17 protein-coding genes and 1 pseudogene are annotated in these 21,509 nt (G+C 42.5%); 11 read left to right on the plus strand and 7 right to left on the minus strand.

Going from position 1 to position 21,509, the window contains the following annotated elements; genetic code table 11:
• Nucleotides 1-148 precede the first annotated feature (148 nt).
• The 4 genes from rny to F9K33_05330 all read right to left on the minus strand — a co-directional run bounded on the left by rny (nucleotide 149) and on the right by F9K33_05330 (nucleotide 5,139).
• Nucleotides 149-1,711: a ribonuclease Y gene (rny, locus tag F9K33_05315; protein ID KAB2880419.1), complete on the minus strand. Its 1,563-nt coding sequence runs from the start codon at nucleotides 1,709-1,711 to the stop codon at nucleotides 149-151.
• A 138-nt stretch (nucleotides 1,712-1,849) separates the two neighbouring features.
• On the minus strand, nucleotides 1,850-2,236 hold the full coding sequence (gene zapA / locus F9K33_05320; GenBank protein KAB2880420.1) for a cell division protein ZapA: 387 nt from the start codon (nucleotides 2,234-2,236) through the stop codon (nucleotides 1,850-1,852).
• Nucleotides 2,226-2,720, minus strand: a complete 495-nt coding sequence (locus tag F9K33_05325) for a hypothetical protein (protein KAB2880421.1) — start codon at nucleotides 2,718-2,720, stop codon at nucleotides 2,226-2,228. Before F9K33_05325 ends, zapA begins: the two co-directional genes overlap by 11 nt.
• Nucleotides 2,721-2,739: 19 nt before the next feature.
• Complete coding sequence (locus F9K33_05330) at nucleotides 2,740-5,139, minus strand: phenylalanine--tRNA ligase subunit beta (protein KAB2880422.1); 2,400 nt, start codon at nucleotides 5,137-5,139, stop codon at nucleotides 2,740-2,742.
• Between the two features lie 533 nt (nucleotides 5,140-5,672).
• Here F9K33_05330 and F9K33_05335 point away from each other — a divergent pair.
• The 11 genes from F9K33_05335 to tkt all read left to right on the plus strand — a co-directional run bounded on the left by F9K33_05335 (nucleotide 5,673) and on the right by tkt (nucleotide 20,112).
• On the plus strand, nucleotides 5,673-6,581 hold the full coding sequence (locus tag F9K33_05335; protein ID KAB2880423.1) for a 4Fe-4S dicluster domain-containing protein: 909 nt from the start codon (nucleotides 5,673-5,675) through the stop codon (nucleotides 6,579-6,581).
• A complete protein-coding gene (gene hybB / locus F9K33_05340) occupies nucleotides 6,578-7,825 on the plus strand; it encodes a Ni/Fe-hydrogenase cytochrome b subunit (GenBank protein KAB2880424.1) in 1,248 nt (415 codons plus the stop codon). The genes F9K33_05335 and hybB overlap by 4 nt, the downstream gene beginning before the upstream one ends.
• Nucleotides 7,822-8,964, plus strand: coding sequence for a cytochrome c3 family protein (locus tag F9K33_05345; protein ID KAB2880425.1), 1,143 nt, complete (start codon nucleotides 7,822-7,824; stop codon nucleotides 8,962-8,964). The genes hybB and F9K33_05345 overlap by 4 nt, the downstream gene beginning before the upstream one ends.
• A 361-nt stretch (nucleotides 8,965-9,325) precedes the next feature.
• Nucleotides 9,326-10,879 carry a HAMP domain-containing protein gene (locus tag F9K33_05350; GenBank protein ID KAB2880463.1) on the plus strand — a complete coding sequence of 518 codons (1,554 nt, stop codon included), beginning with the start codon at nucleotides 9,326-9,328 and terminating at the stop codon, nucleotides 10,877-10,879.
• A gap of 3 nt (nucleotides 10,880-10,882) precedes the next feature.
• The gene (locus tag F9K33_05355) at nucleotides 10,883-11,689 is read left to right on the plus strand and encodes a response regulator (GenBank protein KAB2880426.1); all 807 of its coding nucleotides are present in this window, start codon (nucleotides 10,883-10,885) and stop codon (nucleotides 11,687-11,689) included.
• A gap of 36 nt (nucleotides 11,690-11,725) precedes the next feature.
• Nucleotides 11,726-12,889, plus strand: coding sequence for a response regulator (locus tag F9K33_05360; GenBank protein ID KAB2880427.1), 1,164 nt, complete (start codon nucleotides 11,726-11,728; stop codon nucleotides 12,887-12,889).
• 159 nt (nucleotides 12,890-13,048) lie between these two features.
• Nucleotides 13,049-13,786 (plus strand): hypothetical protein, encoded by a 738-nt coding sequence (locus tag F9K33_05365; GenBank protein ID KAB2880428.1) that lies wholly within the window; start codon nucleotides 13,049-13,051, stop codon nucleotides 13,784-13,786.
• A 134-nt stretch (nucleotides 13,787-13,920) separates the two neighbouring features.
• Entirely contained in the window at nucleotides 13,921-15,513 is a 1,593-nt protein-coding gene (locus F9K33_05370; GenBank protein ID KAB2880429.1) for a HAMP domain-containing protein, read from the plus strand.
• A gap of 3 nt (nucleotides 15,514-15,516) precedes the next feature.
• Nucleotides 15,517-16,866 (plus strand): sigma-54-dependent Fis family transcriptional regulator, encoded by a 1,350-nt coding sequence (locus F9K33_05375; protein KAB2880430.1) that lies wholly within the window; start codon nucleotides 15,517-15,519, stop codon nucleotides 16,864-16,866.
• 99 nt (nucleotides 16,867-16,965) lie between these two features.
• Nucleotides 16,966-17,766 (plus strand): polyphosphate kinase 2 family protein, encoded by an 801-nt coding sequence (locus F9K33_05380; protein KAB2880464.1) that lies wholly within the window; start codon nucleotides 16,966-16,968, stop codon nucleotides 17,764-17,766.
• Nucleotides 17,767-17,970: 204 nt separating this feature from the next.
• Nucleotides 17,971-20,112, plus strand: a complete 2,142-nt coding sequence (tkt, locus tag F9K33_05385; GenBank protein KAB2880431.1) for a transketolase — start codon at nucleotides 17,971-17,973, stop codon at nucleotides 20,110-20,112.
• A 115-nt stretch (nucleotides 20,113-20,227) separates the two neighbouring features.
• Here tkt and F9K33_05390 read toward each other — a convergent pair whose 3' ends face one another.
• From F9K33_05390 to F9K33_05400, 3 genes and pseudogenes are all read right to left on the minus strand, one after another.
• Nucleotides 20,228-20,569 carry a type II toxin-antitoxin system PemK/MazF family toxin gene (locus F9K33_05390; GenBank protein ID KAB2880432.1) on the minus strand — a complete coding sequence of 114 codons (342 nt, stop codon included), beginning with the start codon at nucleotides 20,567-20,569 and terminating at the stop codon, nucleotides 20,228-20,230.
• Nucleotides 20,566-20,802: a hypothetical protein gene (locus F9K33_05395; protein KAB2880433.1), complete on the minus strand. Its 237-nt coding sequence runs from the start codon at nucleotides 20,800-20,802 to the stop codon at nucleotides 20,566-20,568. The genes F9K33_05390 and F9K33_05395 overlap by 4 nt, the downstream gene beginning before the upstream one ends.
• 98 nt (nucleotides 20,803-20,900) lie before the next feature.
• Nucleotides 20,901-21,272 (minus strand): annotated as a pseudogene (locus tag F9K33_05400) (hypothetical protein).
• Between the last annotated feature and the right edge of the window lie 237 nt (nucleotides 21,273-21,509).

Here is a 21,509-nt window from a genome sequence, read left to right on the forward strand (position 1 = left end):
TTGCGTAAGGAGGGGGCATGGTGTGGTTTGATGATTAAAGGCTGTCATCCTGAAGACTCTGCGGTCAGGCATTCAAGGACGAATACTGAAAAAATGGTTGTTTCTATATAAAGTGTGCTACTATACTTGCTGCCTAGCAAAATTCACTCTACTTCGCTACATCGACCGCTCTATATTCACGAATGACGGTGATCTTGACTTGTCCGGGGTATTCCAGTTCGCTTTCGATCTTGCGTGTAATATCATCCGCCAATATCATCATCTTATTATCATCCAGAATATTAAAATCAACAAGCACGCGAATTTCGCGTCCTGCCTGAATTGCATATGCTTTTAGTACGCCTGGAAATGACAGCGCGATGTCTTCCAGCTTGTGGAGCCGTTTTAGATAATTTTCCAATGCGTTTTTCTGTGAGCCTGGCCGTTCCTTACTTAGCATATTGGCAGTACTTACGATCACGGCGATCGGGTGCGCGGTGGTTGGGTTTTCATGATGTAAGAGAATCGCAAGCTGTACAGTTGCATTTTCTCCGTATTTGCGGGCGACATCAGCGCCGGCTGCGGCATGATGCTGGTCCGTTCGGTCTACGGCAAACCCGATGTCATGCAGAATCGCTGCACGTTTTGCCAATTGTACGTCAAAACCCAATTCTGCAGCAATCAGTCCCGCGATAGTTGCTGTTTCAATACTGTGCTGAAGCAAATTGAGTCCATGTTGAGTGCGGTATTTCAACTTTCCAAGCAGTTTAACGATCTCTATGTGGGTGCCGTGTATACTAACCTCAAATAGCGCTTCTTCGCCGGTGCTTATGATCAGTTCGTCCAGATCGCGTTTAGCTTTTTCGACTACGTCCTCGATACGGCCCGGGTGAATACGTCCGTCGGTGATCAGACTTTCCAATGCCATCTTGGCAATTTCTCTGCGAATCGGATCAAAGCCGGAGATCACGATCGTATTCGGCGTATCGTCAATTAGAATTTCACATCCCGTGATCGTTTCGAAAGCGCGGATGTTTCTGCCTTCACGGCCGATGATACGGCCTTTCATCTCATTGCTGGGCAATTTGATCGACGTGACGGTTGTTTCTATCGTATGATCCATCGAAGTCCGGTTGATCGCCTGCAGCAGCACATTTTTGATCTGTTCCTTAGCCGTTAATTGAGCCTGTTCCTTGATATTTCGAACAGCTTGCGCTGACTCCTGCTTAGCTTTTTCGGTCATATTATTCATTAGAACTCGTTTGGCATCCTCCGCGCTCATCCTTGCCATCTGCTCCAGCTTCTCATTTTCAGATTTGATCATCGCATCGAGTTGCTCGTTCTTCTTAGTTGTCTCTTCCATTTTGCTGTGGAGGAGCTGTTCACGGTTAAGAAAATCTTTTTCTTTGCGTGTGACCAGATCGCCTTTTTGTTCGATGTTGCGCTCGCGTTTGAGAAGTTCATCTTGCTGATTCTTAGTCTGAGCGCGTATGGCCTTGGTCTGTTCATCAAAATCCTGCTTCTTTCGGTACCACTCATCGGAAACTTCGATGAGTTTCTCTTTTTTTAGGTTTTCAGCGTCCACCGAGGCGGAGTTCAGTATTGTTTTCGCTTCATCTTCCGCTTCCCGGATACGCTTGGCCACTCTAATCTTGGTGGCGTAGAGTTGCCCGAAAATGAATGCAGCTACCGCTATAACAAGGCCGGATAGTATAAATATTGCTATGTCCATTTTTCCTCTATATCGTCGTTGGTTATGATCTGTATGTGTTTAAAAACAAAAAACCCCTGATATTACAACTTGGTTTGATCACCACAGCGGTAACAACAGGGTTCGAAATGTAAAGGTAGGAAATACTCGACGAAAAAATTACTTCTGCGAAAATAAGGATATTTCTTCTTCTTTATCTTCAACCGGGGCAGGCTCGGGTTTCTCGGTCACTCCCGCGTTCAGAGACTTAAGCAGTTTCTTTGCGCGCGATTCGTACGATTCGATTTGTAGCTTCTGTTCGTCCCGGGTTTTAAAGTATTCATCGGCGATATTGAGGGCGGCCAAAATGGCGACCTTAAGAGGGGACTTGATGGCTCCGCTCTTATTGATTTCTTTCATCTTCTGGTCGACAAATTGAGAAATTTTTTCGATGTGACCGGTGTCTGCATCACCTTTGATCACATATTCCGACCCGTAGATATTTACCTTAACAGTATTCTTGTCCACTGTTGTTTTTACACCTGTGGTGTATCGGTTAACTTGAATAAATAACTTTTTCTAATTGATCCAACTTTTGAACGACTTGCTCCAACCGGAACCGTATCTGATCGCGGCTATGCTGATCCATCGGATTCTGGTCGGATGCATTTGTTCTGAGTTGTTCAATATCTTCTTTCAAATTTTGATTTTCGGCTAAAATTAATTCTAACTGTTTTCGATGCTCACCGAGTGTCTGTTGTAATTCTTGCAACGACGCCTCTTTAGTTTTAAGAACTGCTTGCTGTCGCCGCAATATCTGCTCTTTTGCTTCCAGATCTTTATTCACGGATTCCAACGCCTCAGATAATCCGCTTTGGCTGTTTTCCACATCTGATCGGAGCCGGTCGCGTTCGGTTTTCGTTTCCTGCAATTCCCGCAGTAGTTCTACTGCTTTTATTTCCAGAAGGTCAAACTGGTTATTGGAAACCAGTTCAAGCGCAGCGATACTCGTCGTTTTGCTCTTCTTATTTTTGGCGGTTCCTTTCATCACGACGAGTTACTCTATTAGTTTATCTTAATTGTGCGCCAAAATCTTTTTCAACTTTTGAAATTACCGTCTTCAATGCGGCATCAATCTCTTCCTCGGTCAATGTTCGTTCTGGAGATTGAAACAGAAGCGAGAAAGCTAAACTTTTTTTATCCGATGCGATCTGGTCCCCGGTATATACATCAAAAACATCAAGCGATTCTAAATTCGCTCCGGCATTACCGCGAATAACATTCATGAGCGAGCCGGCAGAGATTGACTTATTAACTGTCAGAGCCAAATCTCGCTGAATAGATGGAAATCGCGATATCGGCTTAACTGCTTTTTTGAATCGGGCTAACTCTGATAACTTCGTATAATCCAATTCAAACGCCCAAACGTCCTTTTCAATGTCAAAGTGCCGTAGAATACTCTTTTGGATCTTTCCAATACGGCCCAGAAGATGTTTTCCTGAACAAATTTCCAAAGAGTTAGGTGCATACACCTCAATAAAATTATAGGGATTAAATTCAATAGAGTCAAGCATAAATTTTTGACAAATGCGCAGAATTACGCTCTTTAAGTCAAAAAAATCAAAAGGTTCTGATTGATGGCTCCAGTGAATTGGGTCGCGCATTCCTGTTGCGCATCCGCAGATTATTGTTTGTTCATCCGGTAATGGGTTGCCGACATTATGCAAATATATCTTACCGATCTCATACAGTTGGAGGTCATAGTTCTTTCTGAACAAGTTTCCCTTGATGATATCAAACAGGCTTGGGAGCAAAGAAGTACGCATAACGGACATATCTTCGCTGATTGGATTCATAATCTTCATGAATTGCCCTTCAGCCTGCGGTGATAGTACGAGCTGAGGCTTCGGATGAACCATCGAATTGGTTACAGCTTCTGAGAATCCAATTTCACGCATGGTTGCGCGAAGTTCTCTTGAGAGTCTTTCTGGTTTCGATTCTTCCGCTTCATAATTTACATATGCGCCGGTTGCGTTTGGAATTTGATCATATCCGTAAATACGGGCAATCTCCTCGATCAGGTCTTCTTCGACGTTCAGATCGAGCCTGAAACTCGGCGGTGTGACTTCAAATTCTCCGCCGCTTGTTTTATTTACGCGGCATTCCAATTTTTCTAATATTGAAACGGCGTCTTTCTCTGGAATAGTTAATCCGAGTAATTTATTTACTGCAGATGCTCGAAGTTTCACCGTTCGCGGCGCGCGGGGTTGTGCGACAACATCAATAACTCCGGACGCGATGGAACCACCGGCGCATTGCATGATGAGGTCTGTTGCGCGGTCGAGCGCTCGTAATGTTCCTTCCGTGTCAATTCCACGGCCAAATCGTCCCGATGCATCGGAGGTAATTCCAAGGAATTTAGAAGATCGACGTATCCGTTTTGAATTGAAATACGCCGATTCCAGCAAAACATTCTTTGTCTCATCGGAAATTTCGGAGTTTTTACCGCCCATGATGCCGCCGATAGCAATAGCGCGTTCCGAGTCGCAGATCATAACCGCTTCGTCGTTGAGTTCATGAAATTTTCCGTCGAGTGTCTGAAATTTTTCACCTGCTTTTGATTTTTTGACGATGATACGGTGGCCTTTGAGTTCATCATAATCAAACGCGTGCAATGGCTGGCCGCATTCGAGCATGACAAAATTGGTTATATCGACAATATTATTGATAGATCGTAATCCGACAGCTTCCAGTTTTTCGACGAGCCATTGCGGAGACGGTCCGATGGTCACGCCCTGCACAACGCGCGCGGCGTAGCGGGGACAACCATCCGCATCTTCAATTGCTACCGACGCAAGTGAAGTGACAGATTCATTACTTTCCGTAATCTTAGTTTCCGGAATTCTTAAAGGTTTATTTTCGATGACGGCTATTTCCCTTGCAATACCAAGCATATTTAAACAATCTGGGCGATTAGACGTCACGTCGATCTCAAATATGGTTTCTCCGAGTTTCATGAACTCCGTGAAGGCCTGGCCTATTTGATAGGATTGATGCATATCCAGTTCCCAAATTCCTGGAGATTTGTCTTTTTCGAATCCAAGTTCACTTTTTGAACAAATCATGCCGCTAGATTCTTCCCCCCGAATTTTAGCCTTTTTGATTTCAAATCCTCCCGGCATCATCGTACCGATAGTGGCGACAGCCACGAGCTGGCCTTCTTGTACGTTCGGCGCACCACAGACAATATTCAATAGGTCGTTTCCGATATCAACGCGGGTTAAAGACAATTTATCCGCGTTCGGATGTTTTGTGACTTCTATAACTTTGCCAATGATTACGCCTTTGAAAGGATCACGTTCAAAGATTTCTTCGACATTTAGTCCGTTCATCGTCAATCGATGCGCGAGATCGCGCATCGGCAGGGAAATATCAACATAGTTCCGTAACCAATTAAGAGATACTCTCATACTTACTCCGATTTTTTTTCGTCGCGATGTCTCATGCACGCCATTGCCGTCGACGCCATCGCTTTAATATTATTTTTTTTGCTGATAATCAAGTACAAATTCGATTTTGAGAATCATACCTATTTGCTTCAAAGTTTCTATATAAAATTTCATGAAAATATTCAATTGCATTTTTGTTATTTTGCTTGCAGATCGGTACAGAATACCAATAATGAGCTAATGTGGAGGTGATCTCCACACTTTGTGTGATCGTGGAGTGTATTATTTTCTGATTTTTTATTAAAATCAGTTGGGTATAAGAGTAAATCTATGTAAACAAAACCAGACTTAATCTTTGGAAACGCTAGAGTATTAGTAAAGTATTAATTTACAATATCTTAGTTAAGCTGTCACATTCTATTATCGAAAACAGAATGCAACTAAATGCATTAAATTTTACAAAAACATGACATACGTCATTGTTTGTGAAAAAAAACACAAGTATATTGAGTTTGTTGTGGAGATATTCCTAACACTTTTGAAAGGAACGGAACATGTCTGGCAAGAGTCGACGCGATTTTCTCAAAAAAACCGCAATAATCGGGGCAGGGGTTACGGGGCTATCTGTCTCACCGGCAAAAGCAGCCCCCAAGAATATTTTATCGGCAGATCGAATGGGGGTTCTTGTAGATACTACAGTGTGCGTGGGATGCAGAAATTGCGAGTGGGCTTGCAAGGATGCCCATAATTTATCTGCCGGAGAGTTATTTTCTTATGAAGATAGAAAACCTATGGAAACTAAAAGAAGGCCTGATCACACTGCATTGACCGTTGTGAATGAGTATTCACATGGCAAGAATTCAAATCTGCCTGTTGATGTAAAAGTACAGTGCATGCATTGCGATCAACCGGCTTGCGTATCTGCTTGTATTGTTGGAGCTTTTTCAAAACAGGAAAACGGAGCAGTTATTTGGGATACCGATATGTGTATTGGCTGCCGTTATTGTCTCGCGGCATGTCCATTTCAGATCCCGGCGTTTGAGTATGATAAGGCGCTTGATCCGCTGATCATGAAATGTGATTTTTGCTTTAATAGAACAAAAGAAGGAAAACTTCCTGCTTGCGTTGCTATCTGTCCGGTCGAGGCGCTCACGTACGGACCCAGAAGCGAACTTATTAAGATTGCTCGTAATCGCATCAAGAGAGATCCGGATCGTTATGTGGATCATATACTTGGTGAACATGAAGTAGGCGGCACTTCGTGGCTGTACCTGTCATCAAAAGAATTTAAGGAACTGGAATTTCCAAATTTAGGGAATAACCCTGCGCCAGGTGTTTCCGAATCAATTCAGCATGGAATTTTTGCATACTTCGTTCCTCCGGTTTCGCTTTATGCACTGCTCGGCGGAATTATGTGGATTGCAAAACGCCGCAAAGAGTTAAAAGAGGAGGAACACGTATGAACCACGAATCTGTAAATCCCGTTCCCATTAAGCATAGATTTTTTACACCCGGCGTCATAGTACTCGTCATGATTGCGCTAAATGGCATTGTTTTCTTAATGGGCAGGTTTTTCTTCGGACTAGGCGCGGTTACCAATCTTAATAATCAATATCCCTGGGGATTATGGATTGGAGTGGATGTCGCCGCCGGTGTTGCTCTTGCTGCAGGAGGATTTACCACTGCCGCACTGGGTCATGTTATGCATCGTGAAGAGTATCATGCCGTTATACGTCCTGCCTTGCTGACGGCTATGTTGGGTTATACTTTTGTTGCTTTTGGAGTTTTTGTCGATATCGGAAGGTGGTATTTCATTTGGCATCCGCTGATTATGTGGAACGGCAACTCCGCTTTGTTTGAAGTAGGCATTTGTGTTATGATATATATGAGCGTTCTCTACATTGAATTTCTCCCCATTTTCACAGAAAGATTTATAGGAAAAGTTAATTTGCCCGGTGTATTGTCCGCTTTGAACAAACCTACAGATAAAATACTGAGATTTCTTGATCGTGGACTTTCAAAGACCATGTTCATATTCATAATTGCGGGTGTCGTACTCTCGACGCTTCATCAATCCTCGCTCGGCACCTTAATGGTCATTGCAGGGCCAAAGATGCATCCGCTTTGGCAAACACCGGTTCTCCCACTCTTATTTTTGCTATCTGCGGTTTCCGTTGGTTTCCCAATGGTCATTTTTGAATCTCTAATCGCTTCACGGTCACTTAAATTAAAGCCGGAAATGCACGTTCTTTCACGATTAGGATCCATGATTGCGCCTTTACTTGGAATTTATCTCGCATTCAAAATTGGCGATATCGTCATTCGAGAGACCTTTGTATATTTGGGGGAACTTAATACGGCAAGTGTTATGTTCACGATCGAAATTTTGTTTGGAGTAATTATTCCGTTACGAATGTTCCTTTCACCGAAAGTTTTAAAATCGCCCCCGTTGCTATTTACGGCATCCGGGCTGGTTGTGTTTGGAGTTCTGTTAAACCGAATTAATAATTTTGTGGTTGCTTACACTCCGCCATACTCGACGGAATCTTATTTCCCGTCCTTCGGTGAAATTTCCGTAACGGTTGGATTCGTTGCGATGCTGGTTCTAGCCTACCGTTTTATTGTCTTAAATTTTCCTGTTATAAGTTTGCCGGGCAAACAAACCGCACAGCCCACCAAATATAGCATCAGAGGGGTGGAACAATGAAAAACATTCTAATTAGTTTGTTTCTGATCGCAGCACTTTCAGCCGGAGTTAATGCACAGCAAAGCCCGGGTAAAGATCATGCCAAGCTTAGTATCAGTTGCAAAACCTGTCATACATGCGATGTACCAAAGAAAGATGAACCGTGCCTGGTCACATGTCCCCGTGAAAAAATAGTGACGATTTATCAAAAACCGGAGCAAACTCCCGAACTGATAATCATGGATCAGATATTGGATCGATACGGGCCTGTTTACTTTTCGCATAAGTTACATGCGCAAATGTCTATTATGTCCGGAGGTTGTGAGAATTGCCACCATCACAATACCTCGGGTCCCATTTTGCAGTGTAACAGCTGCCATGAATTATCACGAAAGCGGGAAGATGTCAGTTTACCTGATCTAAAGGGCGCTTATCACAGGCAATGCATGGATTGTCATCGGGAATGGAGTCATGAAACAGGTTGCAATTCGTGTCATAAATTGAAAAAAGATCTTAAGGATACGAAACAAGAAGATACTCATAAAAAGTATTTAGGAAAAGATCATCCTGTTATTTTGGAGCCGTCACACATCAGTTATGAAACCAATTCGGATAAAGGGAAGCTTGTTACATTTTATCATGACGATCATACGAAAAAATTTGGATTGTCCTGTGCCGGTTGCCATAAACAGGAAACATGCGCTAAATGTCACGACGTAAGTAAAAAATTCAATGGCAAAATAAAGTCTGCAAATGTAGACAAGTCTTTTGATGAGCAGCACAAAAACTGTATTTCATGCCACAAAGACGATAAATGCAGTTCGTGTCACAGCGATACAAAGCTTGAGCCTTTTGACCATGCGCTTAACTCCGGGTGGGCGTTGGGTAAACATCACGTGCGGCTTTCATGCGCCAAATGTCATGGATCAAAACTTCCGTATAAAAAAATCGACAATGCCTGTTTAAGCTGCCATAAAGATTGGAACAAAGATAATTTTAAACATTCGGTCACGGGCTTACAGTTAGATGAAACTCATTTTGAACTTGGTTGCGACGATTGTCATTCAGGTAATAATTATGCATTAAAACCAAACTGCACTGGCTGTCATGATAATTATGTATATCCAAAACAAAAGCCGGGAAAGTTGGTTAATAAATAATAAGATAGTTGAAGGATTAAGAATCTGAACCGTCTCTAGGAACTAGCATACCATGTTTAAACAAATAGGATTCCGCCTTATATCCGTCGTTGCGTTAGCGTCGCTGATTATTATTGGCGTATTTGCTTACTTCAATGTCAAATCGCAAAGCAGCAGCTTTATCTCGGAGGTTGAAAGACATGCTAATCAGCTGGGTGAAACGGTTGTAGCCAGCACTCGCTTTGATATGATGCTGAATCAAAGAGACAGAATTCAACAAACCATCAATTCGATAGGTAAGCAGCCGCAGATCAGAGATGTTCGGATCATCAACAAGGTCGGGGAAATAATTTATTCTTCCAATCCTGCTTATATAAATAAGATGGTCGATAAGCAGGCTGAAAGTTGTTACGCATGCCACTCGGAGGATCAGCCGCTTGAACAAATTTCGATTACTGAACGAACCAGGATATTTAAAATCCATCAAGACTCTAACCGGGTACTTGGCATAATTACCCCGATTTACAATGAACAATCCTGCTGGCAGTCTGACTGTCACGCACACCCTAAAAATCAAAAAGTTCTGGGAGTTTTGGATGTTTCTATCTCACTTGCAGAGATTGATAAAGCAATTATCACCAGAGAATGGGAAATTGTGATCTTTGCGGTTATAGCTATCATTTCGCTCGGATTATTAATCGCTCTATTTGTGCGGCGCTGGGTTTCGAATCCCGTGCATGAATTACTTAATGCAACTCAACAAGTCGGCCAGGGCAACCTGAATTGTACAATTAAGTATCTAGGCGATAATGAAATTGGAATGCTCGGCGAATCATTTAATAATATGACAAAGAAATTGTCCGAAGCAAGACTGCAGCTTTTCCAATCGGATAAAATGGCCTCGCTTGGAAGATTAGCCGCAGGCGTGGCGCATGAAATTAATAATCCGCTAACGGGTGTTCTAACTTATAGCAGTTTCCTGCTTAAGAGGACAAAAGATAATCCGGAACTCCAGGAAGATCTGAAAGTCATTGTCAGAGAAACGTTGCGTAGCAGAGAAATAGTAAAGAGCCTGTTAGATTTCGCTCGCCAGTCCGTTCCGAAGAAGGGTGTTGCGGATATAAATGCTATAATTGATAAAGCCATTGCTGTCATTGAGAAGCAGCTAACGATCAAGAAAATAAAAATTGTCAAGCAGTCTGAAAATGATCTTCCCAAAATAACGGTTGACGCAAATCAGATGCAACAAGTGTTTATTAACCTTTTTGTCAATGCATCGGACGCGATCGGAAAAGAAGGCGGTACCATAAAAGCATTCACAAAACAAATATCTCTTTCACCGTTTGGGGTCGCTCAAATAAAAAAGGCGACTTGTCCAAAACGGCACAGTCTAATCGACAATGAATTCAAGATAGACGGGCTCCCGGCATTGAAAGTTAAAGTTGTTTCTCATAAAGAGGAAGGTATAGTTCACTTTGATCCCGTATACGGAAAGCGTCGGAATCATTTTAATCCCGGTTATAAAATAGTCGCGGATACAAAATTTGTTTGCCCGGACTGCAATAGTTCCCTTGTTCCGCAGGATAAACCCTGTCCCAACTGCGGAGCTCCCGTTCTATCTTTTGAAATAAGCGGGCAAGGCGTTTACGAAGTATGTTCGTCTGAAAAGAGCGATTGGGAGAAATGGGACTTTGTTGACTCCGCCGGACTGAAAGAATATATAGAGATAAGAATTTCTGACAGCGGCAGCGGAATTAGTAAAAGTGATCTCCCGAAGATCTTTGAACCATTTTTCTCCACGAAAGGACAAAAAGGAACCGGGCTTGGTTTAGCAGTCATTTGGGGAATAATTGATAATCATGATGGAACGATCAGCGTTGAAAGTGAAGAGGGTAAAGGAACTACATTCATTATCCGTCTTCCATTGAAAGCCTAGATTATGAGCAAATCAACAAAAATATTAGTCATCGATGACGAACAGGTGATTATCGATGCCGTAACCAAGATCTGTTCGCTTGAGAGTTATTCAGTTGACTTTGCTTTGGGCGTAAAAAGTGCAATTGAGAAAATTTCTCAAAGCTATTACTCAATTATTATATGCGATATCATGATGCCCGACGGCGACGGATTTCAAATTCTGGACGAACTTCGAAATCGGAATGTTGACAGCGCATTAATAATGATGACGGGTTATTCCACCGTTGAAAATGCAGTCAATTCGCTTTACCAGGGAGCCGTTGATTTTATACCCAAGCCCTTTACGGTAGATGAATTGCTTAGTTCGGTATTTCGCGCAAATAAGTATCAGGAAATAAAAAAGAGACAAACGGATCTTTCGGCCCAAAATAACCCGAGCGGTTTTCTTTACGTTTCTTGTCCTGCAAAATATTTACGTTTAGGTTATTCGAGTTGGATGTTCCAGGAGAATGACGGCAGCGTTCTCATTGGCGCGTGCGATCTCTTTTTAAAAACCATCGATTCAGTTAAAGAAATAGAACTTCTAGCATCAGAGGAAGAGATAGTGCAAGGCGTGAGCTGTGCCGCCATTAAGTCAGGCGATGATAGAGCACATAACATTCTTTCGCCTGTTTCCGGCAGGATAATTGAAGTCAATCACAAACTCAATTTGAATACGAACATGATTGAGAAGGATCCCTACTTTGAAGGTTGGATTTATCGCGTTATTCCTGCTGATATTGCCTATGAAATAAAAACGTTGGTTCCTTATAATTCAGATAGATTGTAAATTGGCAAAGAAATATTAATCTTTAGGAGATATATCATGGCACTATTAATTCTTGCAGTAATAATATTTATCATTGCGGATATTGTTATCCGGATGGTCGTGAAGCGCCTCACCGACAATAAGTTAAAAAAAGAGCGCGAAATGGTGTTGCAGGAAAGCCTCAAACTGGATTTTACCAATGAAGCGAAGACATTGAAGCGTGCGGAAGTCGCAAATCCGAAAGCTAAGATTTTGTGCGTTGACGATGAAGAAGTTATTCTTAGCAGCTTTAGAAAAATTCTTGTTTTGGATGGTTATGCTGTGGATACAGTCGAAACAGGACAGGAAGCGCTCGGGATGATTCAAAGACATCATTATGATTTTGTTTTTACAGATCTAAAAATGCCTTTGATGGATGGAGTAGAAGTAACGAAATCCGTTAAACATTTGCGGCCGGATATCGACGTTATCATTATTACGGGATATGCGTCAGTGGAGACTGCCGTCGAAACCATGAAATACGGCGCAATGGACTATGTTCAAAAACCGTTTACTGAAGATGAACTGCTTGATTTTGTGAAGAAAACACTGATTAAACGCCAGGATAAGATTCAGAAACAACTTAAACCTAAAGTCCATATTTCCCATGTCCCCGCATCGGGTGATTTTGTTAAAGGTGAGTTTTCAATTCCCGGTGGGGTTTTTATTTCCAAGAATCATACGTGGGTTAGTATGAACCAGGAAGGAATTGCGAAAATCGGTATTGATGACTTTGCTAAGAAACTTATTGGACGAGTCTATGCGATCGAACTACCAAATCTTGGCATGAATGTAAAAGCGGGCCAGCCCTTATTCACTATTAAACAAGGAAACAGAAGCATTACGTTTAATTCCCCGGTAAGCGGAAAAGTATCGCAGATAAATACTTTACTTAAGGATAACCTGGATGCTCTGGACATTACTCCATACGAAAGAAATTGGGTTTGCGCCCTCGATACAGACAACTTGGATAACGAAATCAAAAGTATGAGTATTGGAAAATCAGCCGTGGCTTTTTATCAAGAAGATATTCAAAAATTCAAGGACCTTATGGAAGATCTTCTTAAGTCTGAAAAAAGAGAAGGGGAGTATATTGAGAATGGACAAATATATATCGGGCAACTAGAAAAACTAAACGATATGAACTGGCAAAAAGTGGTTGCAGAATTTTTTGTAAGGTAAGGCCGCTCCATTCCACTGTTTTGCGTATAGGAATGATTATTACCGCCCGAGTAAAGGTTGTTTTCTAATGAACCGTCGTCGTCATGTTTCATGCATCCACTTATATAATGAAGTAAGTCTTGCGGCCATGCAGGCCGTTATAGATTGATAAGGATAATCATGAAAACATTTACAGAAGATACGCGGTGCGTCTGGATGACATCGAATGTGGTCGAGTATAGGCTGTGTGACAAGCAGTTTGAATGTGAACGATGTGAGTTTGACAGAGTTATGCGTAATTGCGCATATTCAGGTGAAAAGTCAGTTTTGAGTGAAAAAAAGACTGAAGATATTGACAAGATTGACCTCTTGCTTGATGGGCTGATGTATGAACACTACAACGAACGTTTGATCTATCTGCCCAATAGTCTGGTTCTGGATGAATTATCTGATCAAACATTTCGTTTAAGCCTGAGTTCTTTTGCTGTCCATTTTTTGGATAATGTGTTTACGGTCGTACCAGGCCGCCAAGGAACCGAGATTCGAAAAGGTCAACCTTGTTTGATGCTGAGCGGCGCATGGGGGGGAATGACGGTGAATTCTCCCATTCACTTCTTATATCAGGATAAGTCGGACGACAGTATCCAGCGTGACCAAGCACACTGGGTTATAGGTATTATTGAAGCGGAAAAAAATGAAATTGCACGGGAATGTCTATCACAACAAGAGTGGCAACAACAGATTATCGAGTTATCCCGCATGCTCATACAGCACAAGATTCAACACCCCGGCACGGATCGGACTGCTGATGACGTTGAACATAAGATTCAGCATTTGTATCAACGAATAGGTACGGAAGATTACTTAAGTATGCTCAAGGTTCTTTTCAGACAAAAGATAAAAATCCGAAGTGTTTAAAAAATAAACAGTGTTATTTTATAAAATAAACTATTCACAAATGAGAAACAGTCGCAGCCGGTCGCAAGATAACTTGCGGCTGATTTTTTTTTTTGGTACTTTTGATACATTAAATCAGTTGTTTTGGAGACGCAATGCAGGTTGGGTTGCAACATAAATTTAGCGTCAAACTGATCTTGGTTATCTCTGGAATACTCCTCGCTAACCTTGCCCTGTATACCTATTTTACGACCTCCCATCTTAAATCGGACCTCATACTAGCCTATTCACAACATGCGTATAATCTCAGCGATGTGATTAAAAAATCAACACGTTATTCCATGCTCCTTAATCGCAGTGAGGATGTGCATCAAATAATTAATACAATCGGCACAGAAAAAGATGTCGTTCACATTCGCATATATAATAATACCGGAACGATTATGTTTTCCACGAATTCCACGGAAACTAAACATGCCGTTGATGTGAATGCCGAAGCCTGTGTTATCTGCCATACTAAATTCGGAGTATTTGCCAGCGTTCCTATCCAAGATCGAATCCGTACATATACTCAGGACGGAAAAAGACTGATGGGGTTGATAAATCCCATTGAGAATGAAGCAGATTGTTATAATTCAAACTGTCATGCGCACAGTGCAGAGCAGGAAATTCTGGGCGTGCTTGACGTGGTAATATCCGTCGATAATATTGAGAAGATCATACGTTCCAATATTGCGAATATCGCTTATAATGCTATTGTTGTTACATTTACCATATCCTTTTTCTGCGGACTTTTTGTCACCGTCATGCTGAATCGCCCCATGGTTCAAATTAACAAGGGAATTCAGGAAATAGGGAAAGGAAATTTGGATTATAAGATCTTGCTCAATTCCCACGACGAATTTGGCCGACTTGCGAAAAGGTTTAATGATATGTCCGCTAAATTGCACGCCGCTTATAAGGAAATCAAAAATTGGTCAGACACGCTGAATACAAGGGTAAACCAAAAAACGGAAGAACTGAAAAAACTCTATGATCAGGTGATGCAAATTGAAAAATTAGCCTCGCTCGGAAAACTATCTGCTACCGTTGCACATGAATTGAACAATCCGCTCGAAGGAATCCTGACCTACAGCAAATTGATCGCTAAGCAGCTGGTGAAAGTTCAAAAAAAGAACGAATATGAAAAAGTATTAAGATATCTCTCTATGATTTCCGATGAATCTGCCCGATGCGGCAGGATAGTAAAAGATCTGTTGATTTTCTCACATCGTGACGAGGAAGTGTTTATTCGCGAGGATGTCCACGACATTATCAGAAAATCCATGGCTCTCATACGTCATCACCTTCAAATATATAATATCGAAGCCGTAGAAAACTATAAAGCTTCGGATTCAACGATTGTCTGTAATCCTCAAAAAATTCAGCAAGCTTTGCTCGCGATATTCATGAATGCTATCGAAGCTATGAACGCCGGAGGAAAGCTCATCATTGATACTGCAACGGACGGCCAGGAAATTCACATTCACATCAAAGATACCGGACTTGGAGTTGATCCGAAAGATCTCCCGCATATTTTTGAGCCGTTTTATACGACCAAATCCGGAGGAAAAGGAACGGGTTTAGGATTAGCCGTCGTATTCGGTATCATCAATCACCACAATGGCAGCGTGGTTGTAGAAAGCACTTCGCCGGATGGCACAGCGTTTAAGATTACATTACCGCTGCCGAAAAAATCAGGTTATTAAGTTATGGAAAACACAAAATTACTCGTTGTAGATGATGAAAAGATCGTGCGTGAGTCGCTTCATCATTGGTTCGAAGAAGAAGGTTATCTTGTTGATACGGCCGACAGGGCCGAAGATGCGCTTAACAAATTTGATAAAGGAAAATACGACCTGTGTTTATTGGATATGAAGATGCCGGGAATGAGCGGATTGGATTTACTAAAAAAAATGAAGCAAATCGATCCTGATTCCATTGTCATTCTTATCACAGCGTATGCCTCCGTCTCGTCCGCGATCAAAGCGTTGAAAGACGGTGCCTATGACTATATCACTAAACCGGTAGATCCGGAGGAACTTGAGCATCTCGTAAAAAAGGCTGTTGAACAAAAGAAATTGCGCAATGAGAATGACCAATTAAAGGAAAATATCGAAGAGATCATCCGTCCTGATAATCTGATTGGCGAAAGCGCGCAAATGAAAAAAATATATGAGTTGATCAATACCGTTGCACAAACCGATACAACGGTTCTGATACGAGGCGAAAGCGGGACCGGTAAAGAGCTGGTGGCCAAGGCGATTCATATGAACAGCAAACGTAAATATTTTCCTATTGTCACGGTTACGTGTGGAACACTGGAGGAAACGATTTTAGGAAGTGAACTATTCGGCTATGAGAAGGGCGCTTTCGCCGGCGCGCATCACCGCCGCAAGGGAAAATTTGAAATGGCTGATGGAGGCACTATTTTTCTGGATGAGATCGGTTCAATATCCACTAAGTTGCAAATCGATTTATTGCGCGTTCTCGAGTCGAGGCAGTTTACGCGAGTCGGGGGATCGGAGACGCTCTCAAGTGATTTTCGAATCATTGCCGCGACTAATGAGTTACTGGATGAAAAGGTAAAGGCAGGTAAATTTCGGGAAGATCTCTACTACCGTCTGAATATATTTACAATCGTTATTCCGCCGCTGCGCGAACGTAAAGAGGATATTGCCGTGCTGTCTGAATATTTTGTTTCTAAATTTGCTGTGGCTATGAACAAAAACAACAAAAAATTCTGCCCTGATGCTATGGACTTTATGATAAAGTACGATTGGCCGGGGAATGTTCGCGAACTGGAAAATGCAGTTGAACGCGCAATGGTCGTAGGCAAGTCTGAAACCATACAAGTCGACGACCTCCCGTTCCACGTTTCTCAAAACGTTCAATACGATGACACGAACCTGAGTTTGTCTGCCATGGAGCGAAAACATATAAAAAATATCCTTGATAAGAACCATTGGAATATTTCGCGCAGCGCAGAGGTGCTGCAAATTGACAGGGTCACGTTATACCACAAAATTGAAAAATATGGATTTCGAAGAAATAAACGATAAACATCCATATCAAAATAGGCTCGCATCATTTCGGCGTAGTAGGCAATAATTTGGAACTTTCTCGATTTTCAATCCTAAACAATGGAGGACACGGCTATGATGAAAAAATATAGGGTACCCTTTGATCAAAAAATAAAACTGAAAGATTACGATCCGGATGATACGGACGAATACAAAGAGTCCAGTGATGTGCGCGAACAGTTTAAGGAATTTAATATGCGTATGATCGATCTGCAGGAAGTGATGTACGCTGAGAAAAAACATGGCCTGCTCATCATATTGCAGGCGATGGATGCCGGAGGCAAAGATGGAACAATCAAACACGTGATGCGCGGAATTAATCCTCAGAGCTGCCGTGTGACCAGTTTCAAAATTCCATCGGATGAAGAAAGTTCGCATGATTTTTTGTGGCGTTACCATAAGGCGGTTCCGCCCCGAGGCTACGTCGGCATCTTCAACCGTTCACATTATGAAGATGTGTTAGTTACGCGCGTGCATAAATTGATCTCGGACAAAGTAGCCAAGGAACGATTCAATCAGATAAATGAATTTGAGGAATTGATGACGGAAAACGGTATCACGATCCTGAAATTCTATTTGCATATATCCAAGAGTGAGCAGAAGGCCAGACTGCAGGAACGATTGGATAACAAAGATAAACACTGGAAATTTTCAAAGAACGATCTCAGAGAACGCAGTCAGTGGAATGAATATATGGATGCGTTTGAAGATGTGTTTAACAATTGCAGTACCAAACATGCGCCGTGGTACATTATTCCTTCAAACCACAAGTGGTTCAGAAATCTGGCCGTTGCAAAAATTCTGGTTCAGGCAATGGAAGATATGAAAATGAGTACGCCTAAACCGGAGGAAGGTTTGGAGAAACTCGTAATTGAATAAGTCCATTCTTTAAATCGCGATCAGAATTTGTTTATAATACGGTTGTGAAAAGATTCTAAAAAGGAAGAAGTGCGCCTTTTTTTTCGTTGCAGTTCTATTATATTCAGCATACCTTTGCGCGTTACCATTTCCAACCATCACGGGTTTCATTCTCTTTGTAAAACCTATTTTCATTTGAATATATAATTCAATTCGGAGGATTTTATGGATTCCAATAATTCTGTTGAAATGTTATGCATCAATACGATCCGTACGTTGTCCATGGACGCCGTTCAACAGGCTAATTCCGGTCATCCGGGGACGCCAATGGGTATGGCGCCGGTGACGTTTACGTTGTATGATAAATTTATGAGACATAACCCGGCTAATCCGAACTGGCCGAATCGCGACCGTTTTATACTCTCAGCGGGACACGCCTCCATGTTGCTCTACAGTTCGCTCCATATTAACGGATACGACATCGGTTTGGAGGACATGAAGAATTTCCGTCAGTTGCACAGCAAGTGCGCCGGCCATCCGGAGTACGGGCTTGCCCCGGGAATTGAAACCACAACCGGGCCGTTGGGACAGGGCGTTGCCAATAGTGTTGGATTCGCCATTGCGCAGAAATGGCTGGCTAAATATTTCAATCGCCCGAATTTTGATCTCATCAATTACAAAATATTTTCGCTGGCCGGCGACGGATGTATGATGGAAGGCGTTTCCGGAGAAGCCGCATCGCTTGCAGGACACCTCGGATTGAACAATCTGATCTGGATCTATGATAATAATCGTATTACCATTGAAGGTGCTACCTCATTAGCGTTTACTGAAGACGTGGGCGCACGTTTTGCCGCCTATCACTGGAACGTGCTTCGCGTCAGCGATGCAAATGATCTCAACGCGTTGTCCAATGCACTGCAGAGCGCAGTGAACGAGCCTTCTCGGCCAACAATGATCATTGTTGACAGTCATATCGCATATGGCGCTCCGAAAAAACAAGATACACACAGTGCCCATGGTGAACCCTTAGGTGAAGAGGAAATCAAAGCAACTAAGAAAAATTACGGGTGGGATCCTGAAAAGAAATTTTTTGTTCCGGACGAAGTAATAAAATATGCGCAAGATGCTGTTTCAAAAGGGAAGCAAGTTGAAGAGGAATGGAATCAGAAGTTCACTGAATATTCAAGAACGTTTCCTCAATTGGCTAAAGAATTTCAATTAATACAAAGTCGCGGCTTGCCTGAAGGTTGGGATTCTGATTTGCCGGAATTTCCAGCCGATTCAAAGGGTTTGGCTGGAAGAGATGCCAGTGGAAAAGTTCTGAATGCGATCGCTGCCAAGGTCCCGTGGTTGTTGGGCGGAGCTGCAGACTTAGCGCCGTCAACCAAGACCCTGATCACCGACGGCGGACATTTCCAAAAAGATAATTACGGCGGACGGAATTTCCATTTCGGTGTTCGTGAACATGCGATGGGTTCCATTGTCAACGGAATGACCTTAAGTAAATTAAGGCCTTACGGGGCGGGGTTCTTGATCTTCTCGGATTATATGCGCGCAACGTTTCGGTTAGGAGCGCTGATGGAGCAAAACCCGATTTTTATCTTTACGCATGACAGCATTGGTGTTGGCGAGGACGGCCCGACACATCAGCCTATCGAACAAATTCCGTCTCTGCGCGCAATTCCGAATCTTGAGGTGATCCGTCCTGCCGACGCCAATGAGGTAACCCATGCATGGAAATATGTTATGGGCGTGAAAAATCGCCCGTCCGCGCTGATTCTTACTCGGCAAGCTCTGCCGACGTATGACCGAAAAGTGTTTGGCTCGGCGGCAGGTTTGCAGCGCGGCGGATATATTTTACTGGACTGCCAAGGCATGCCAGACGTGATTCTCATAGGAACGGGTTCTGAAGTTCAACTCTGTGTCGGCGCATATGAGAAACTGACCAAAGAGGGCATCAACTGCCGTGTGGTCAGCTTACCCTGCTGGAGTTTATTTGAGCGTCAGGGCAAAGCGTACTGGGAAAAGGTTTTGCCGAGCAGCGTGCGATGCCGTATTGCGGTGGAAGCCGCATCGAGTTTTGGATGGAGACGCTACACTGGAATTGATGCCGATGGCGGTATCGTAGCCATGAGGGACTTTGGTGAATCGGCCCCGTTAAAAGCATTATTGCAGGAATTCGGATTTACAGTTGAAGCGGTGGTTAAATTAGCCAAAGCGCGGCTGAAACATTTCCAAAAAGGAAAACCAAAGGCGAAGAAAACGATAACTACGAAGAGCGCAAAGAAAAAAACGAAAAAAGCGATAAAGAAAAGTAAAAAGGTTGTGGCGAAGCCGAAGAAGAGGGTTTCTAAGAAAAGGTGAGGAGCGGGAGACGTTAATAGTAATTTGACGTTATTTTGAAGAACAAAAAAGGCTACGAAATGATTGTAGTTTTTTTTGTGGTAATTTACAAAAAATTTTCAGGTTTTCAGAAGCATCATTCCAACACCAGAATTTTAAGATTGTCCAACAGTTTTAGCTTACTCCGATCAGTTATAATTCCAAGGTGTTTTACAAATCGTTTGTTGTCAATGGCCCGCACCTGATCCACTAAAATATCCGACGGTTTTTCAAGACCGGCTTCGCCTTTACGCAGGTGAACACGTAATAAATCAGATTCCGGATGGATCTTGGTGCTGATGAGACATACGATCGTGCTGGCATGAATTTGATTGAGCATGTCGGTCTGGATCACGACAACAGGCCGCTGTTTACCGGGCTCGGTTCCAAATCGGGGATTGAGGTCCGCCGTGTACACATGAAATTTCTTGATCGTCATTCGCGAATATCGTCCTCAAGCTTCTCGAATTCTTTGAGGACTTCAAGCGACGTGTTGTAAACCGCCGCCGACTCACGAATCATCTGTTCTTTCAGCAGCTTACGGCGCATCAGGTGATTGTAAAAATCAACGGCGTCGTTGATGTAGGCGTTGCGGGATGTATCGAGCTTTTCGACGGTCTTTTCGGCCTCCTTAAAAACCTCATCCTTTAATTTGAGCGATAGATTTACCATATAATTCCTCTTTTAATGGGTATCACTAAAAGTATATCATATTGGTCAGAAAAAGTCAATAAAAAAGGCTGCGGGATGTTCGCAGCCTTTATAATTAATTAAAAAAGGTTTTCAAGATCATTGAGATCAATATGCCGGCCGCTTGCTCTTTTATTGTCTTTAAGATCTTCAAGAGCAATAATAGGAATTGAAATATCCCCGATCAAAATTTCTTTTCTTCGTTTATAACAAGCATCAAATTGAACGCCTGAAATAGTTGTGAGGATCTTAATTCTGAGCGGCGGAACTCCCATACGAATAACCTGGTGGGGCTACCGGAAGATGTTGTCCGTAAGTGAAGAGGAATCAAAACCGAATTCGATGAGGGCTTGAACGGTCTTGGCCGCATTCGAAGAAACTATGGATATCCACAGATCCATATCCTGCGTTGCCCGCACATATCCGTAATGCGCAACCGCGTATCCGCCAATCAGCAAATATTCAACGCGGTGTTTATTGAATAACCTCAATAGTTCTTTGAAGTCGTCCGGTAAGATATGAATCGCCATAAAATCGTTGACTCAACAATTCGAGTGCCGCCCAACGCTCTTCAGGTGTTTTTGTCAGCCAAAAAGCCGTTTCTTCTCTGTTGTTGTTTTTCAAGCTTGGTTTTATCCATTTTTACTAAAGATTGTGTATTCATAACGGATTAATGTAAGGATAACAAC

It is taken from the genome of bacterium (assembly GCA_008933615.1).
Taxonomy (GTDB): Bacteria; CLD3; CLD3; order SB21; family SB21; genus SB21.

What these genes read in the sequence shown, in the direction of transcription:
- rny (KAB2880419.1), bottom strand. Translation starts at nt 1,711, where the DNA reads ATGGACATAGCAATATTTATACTATCCGGCCTTGTTATAGCGGTAGCT.
- F9K33_05330 (KAB2880422.1), bottom strand. Translation starts at nt 5,139, where the DNA reads ATGAGAGTATCTCTTAATTGGTTACGGAACTATGTTGATATTTCCCTG.
- F9K33_05335 (KAB2880423.1), top strand. Translation starts at nt 5,673, where the DNA reads ATGTCTGGCAAGAGTCGACGCGATTTTCTCAAAAAAACCGCAATAATC.
- hybB (KAB2880424.1), top strand. Translation starts at nt 6,578, where the DNA reads ATGAACCACGAATCTGTAAATCCCGTTCCCATTAAGCATAGATTTTTT.
- F9K33_05345 (KAB2880425.1), top strand. Translation starts at nt 7,822, where the DNA reads ATGAAAAACATTCTAATTAGTTTGTTTCTGATCGCAGCACTTTCAGCC.
- F9K33_05350 (KAB2880463.1), top strand. Translation starts at nt 9,326, where the DNA reads ATGGTCGATAAGCAGGCTGAAAGTTGTTACGCATGCCACTCGGAGGAT.
- F9K33_05355 (KAB2880426.1), top strand. Translation starts at nt 10,883, where the DNA reads ATGAGCAAATCAACAAAAATATTAGTCATCGATGACGAACAGGTGATT.
- F9K33_05360 (KAB2880427.1), top strand. Translation starts at nt 11,726, where the DNA reads ATGGCACTATTAATTCTTGCAGTAATAATATTTATCATTGCGGATATT.
- F9K33_05365 (KAB2880428.1), top strand. Translation starts at nt 13,049, where the DNA reads ATGAAAACATTTACAGAAGATACGCGGTGCGTCTGGATGACATCGAAT.
- F9K33_05370 (KAB2880429.1), top strand. Translation starts at nt 13,921, where the DNA reads ATGCAGGTTGGGTTGCAACATAAATTTAGCGTCAAACTGATCTTGGTT.
- F9K33_05375 (KAB2880430.1), top strand. Translation starts at nt 15,517, where the DNA reads ATGGAAAACACAAAATTACTCGTTGTAGATGATGAAAAGATCGTGCGT.
- F9K33_05380 (KAB2880464.1), top strand. Translation starts at nt 16,966, where the DNA reads ATGAAAAAATATAGGGTACCCTTTGATCAAAAAATAAAACTGAAAGAT.
- tkt (KAB2880431.1), top strand. Translation starts at nt 17,971, where the DNA reads ATGGATTCCAATAATTCTGTTGAAATGTTATGCATCAATACGATCCGT.
- F9K33_05390 (KAB2880432.1), bottom strand. Translation starts at nt 20,569, where the DNA reads ATGACGATCAAGAAATTTCATGTGTACACGGCGGACCTCAATCCCCGA.
- F9K33_05395 (KAB2880433.1), bottom strand. Translation starts at nt 20,802, where the DNA reads ATGGTAAATCTATCGCTCAAATTAAAGGATGAGGTTTTTAAGGAGGCC.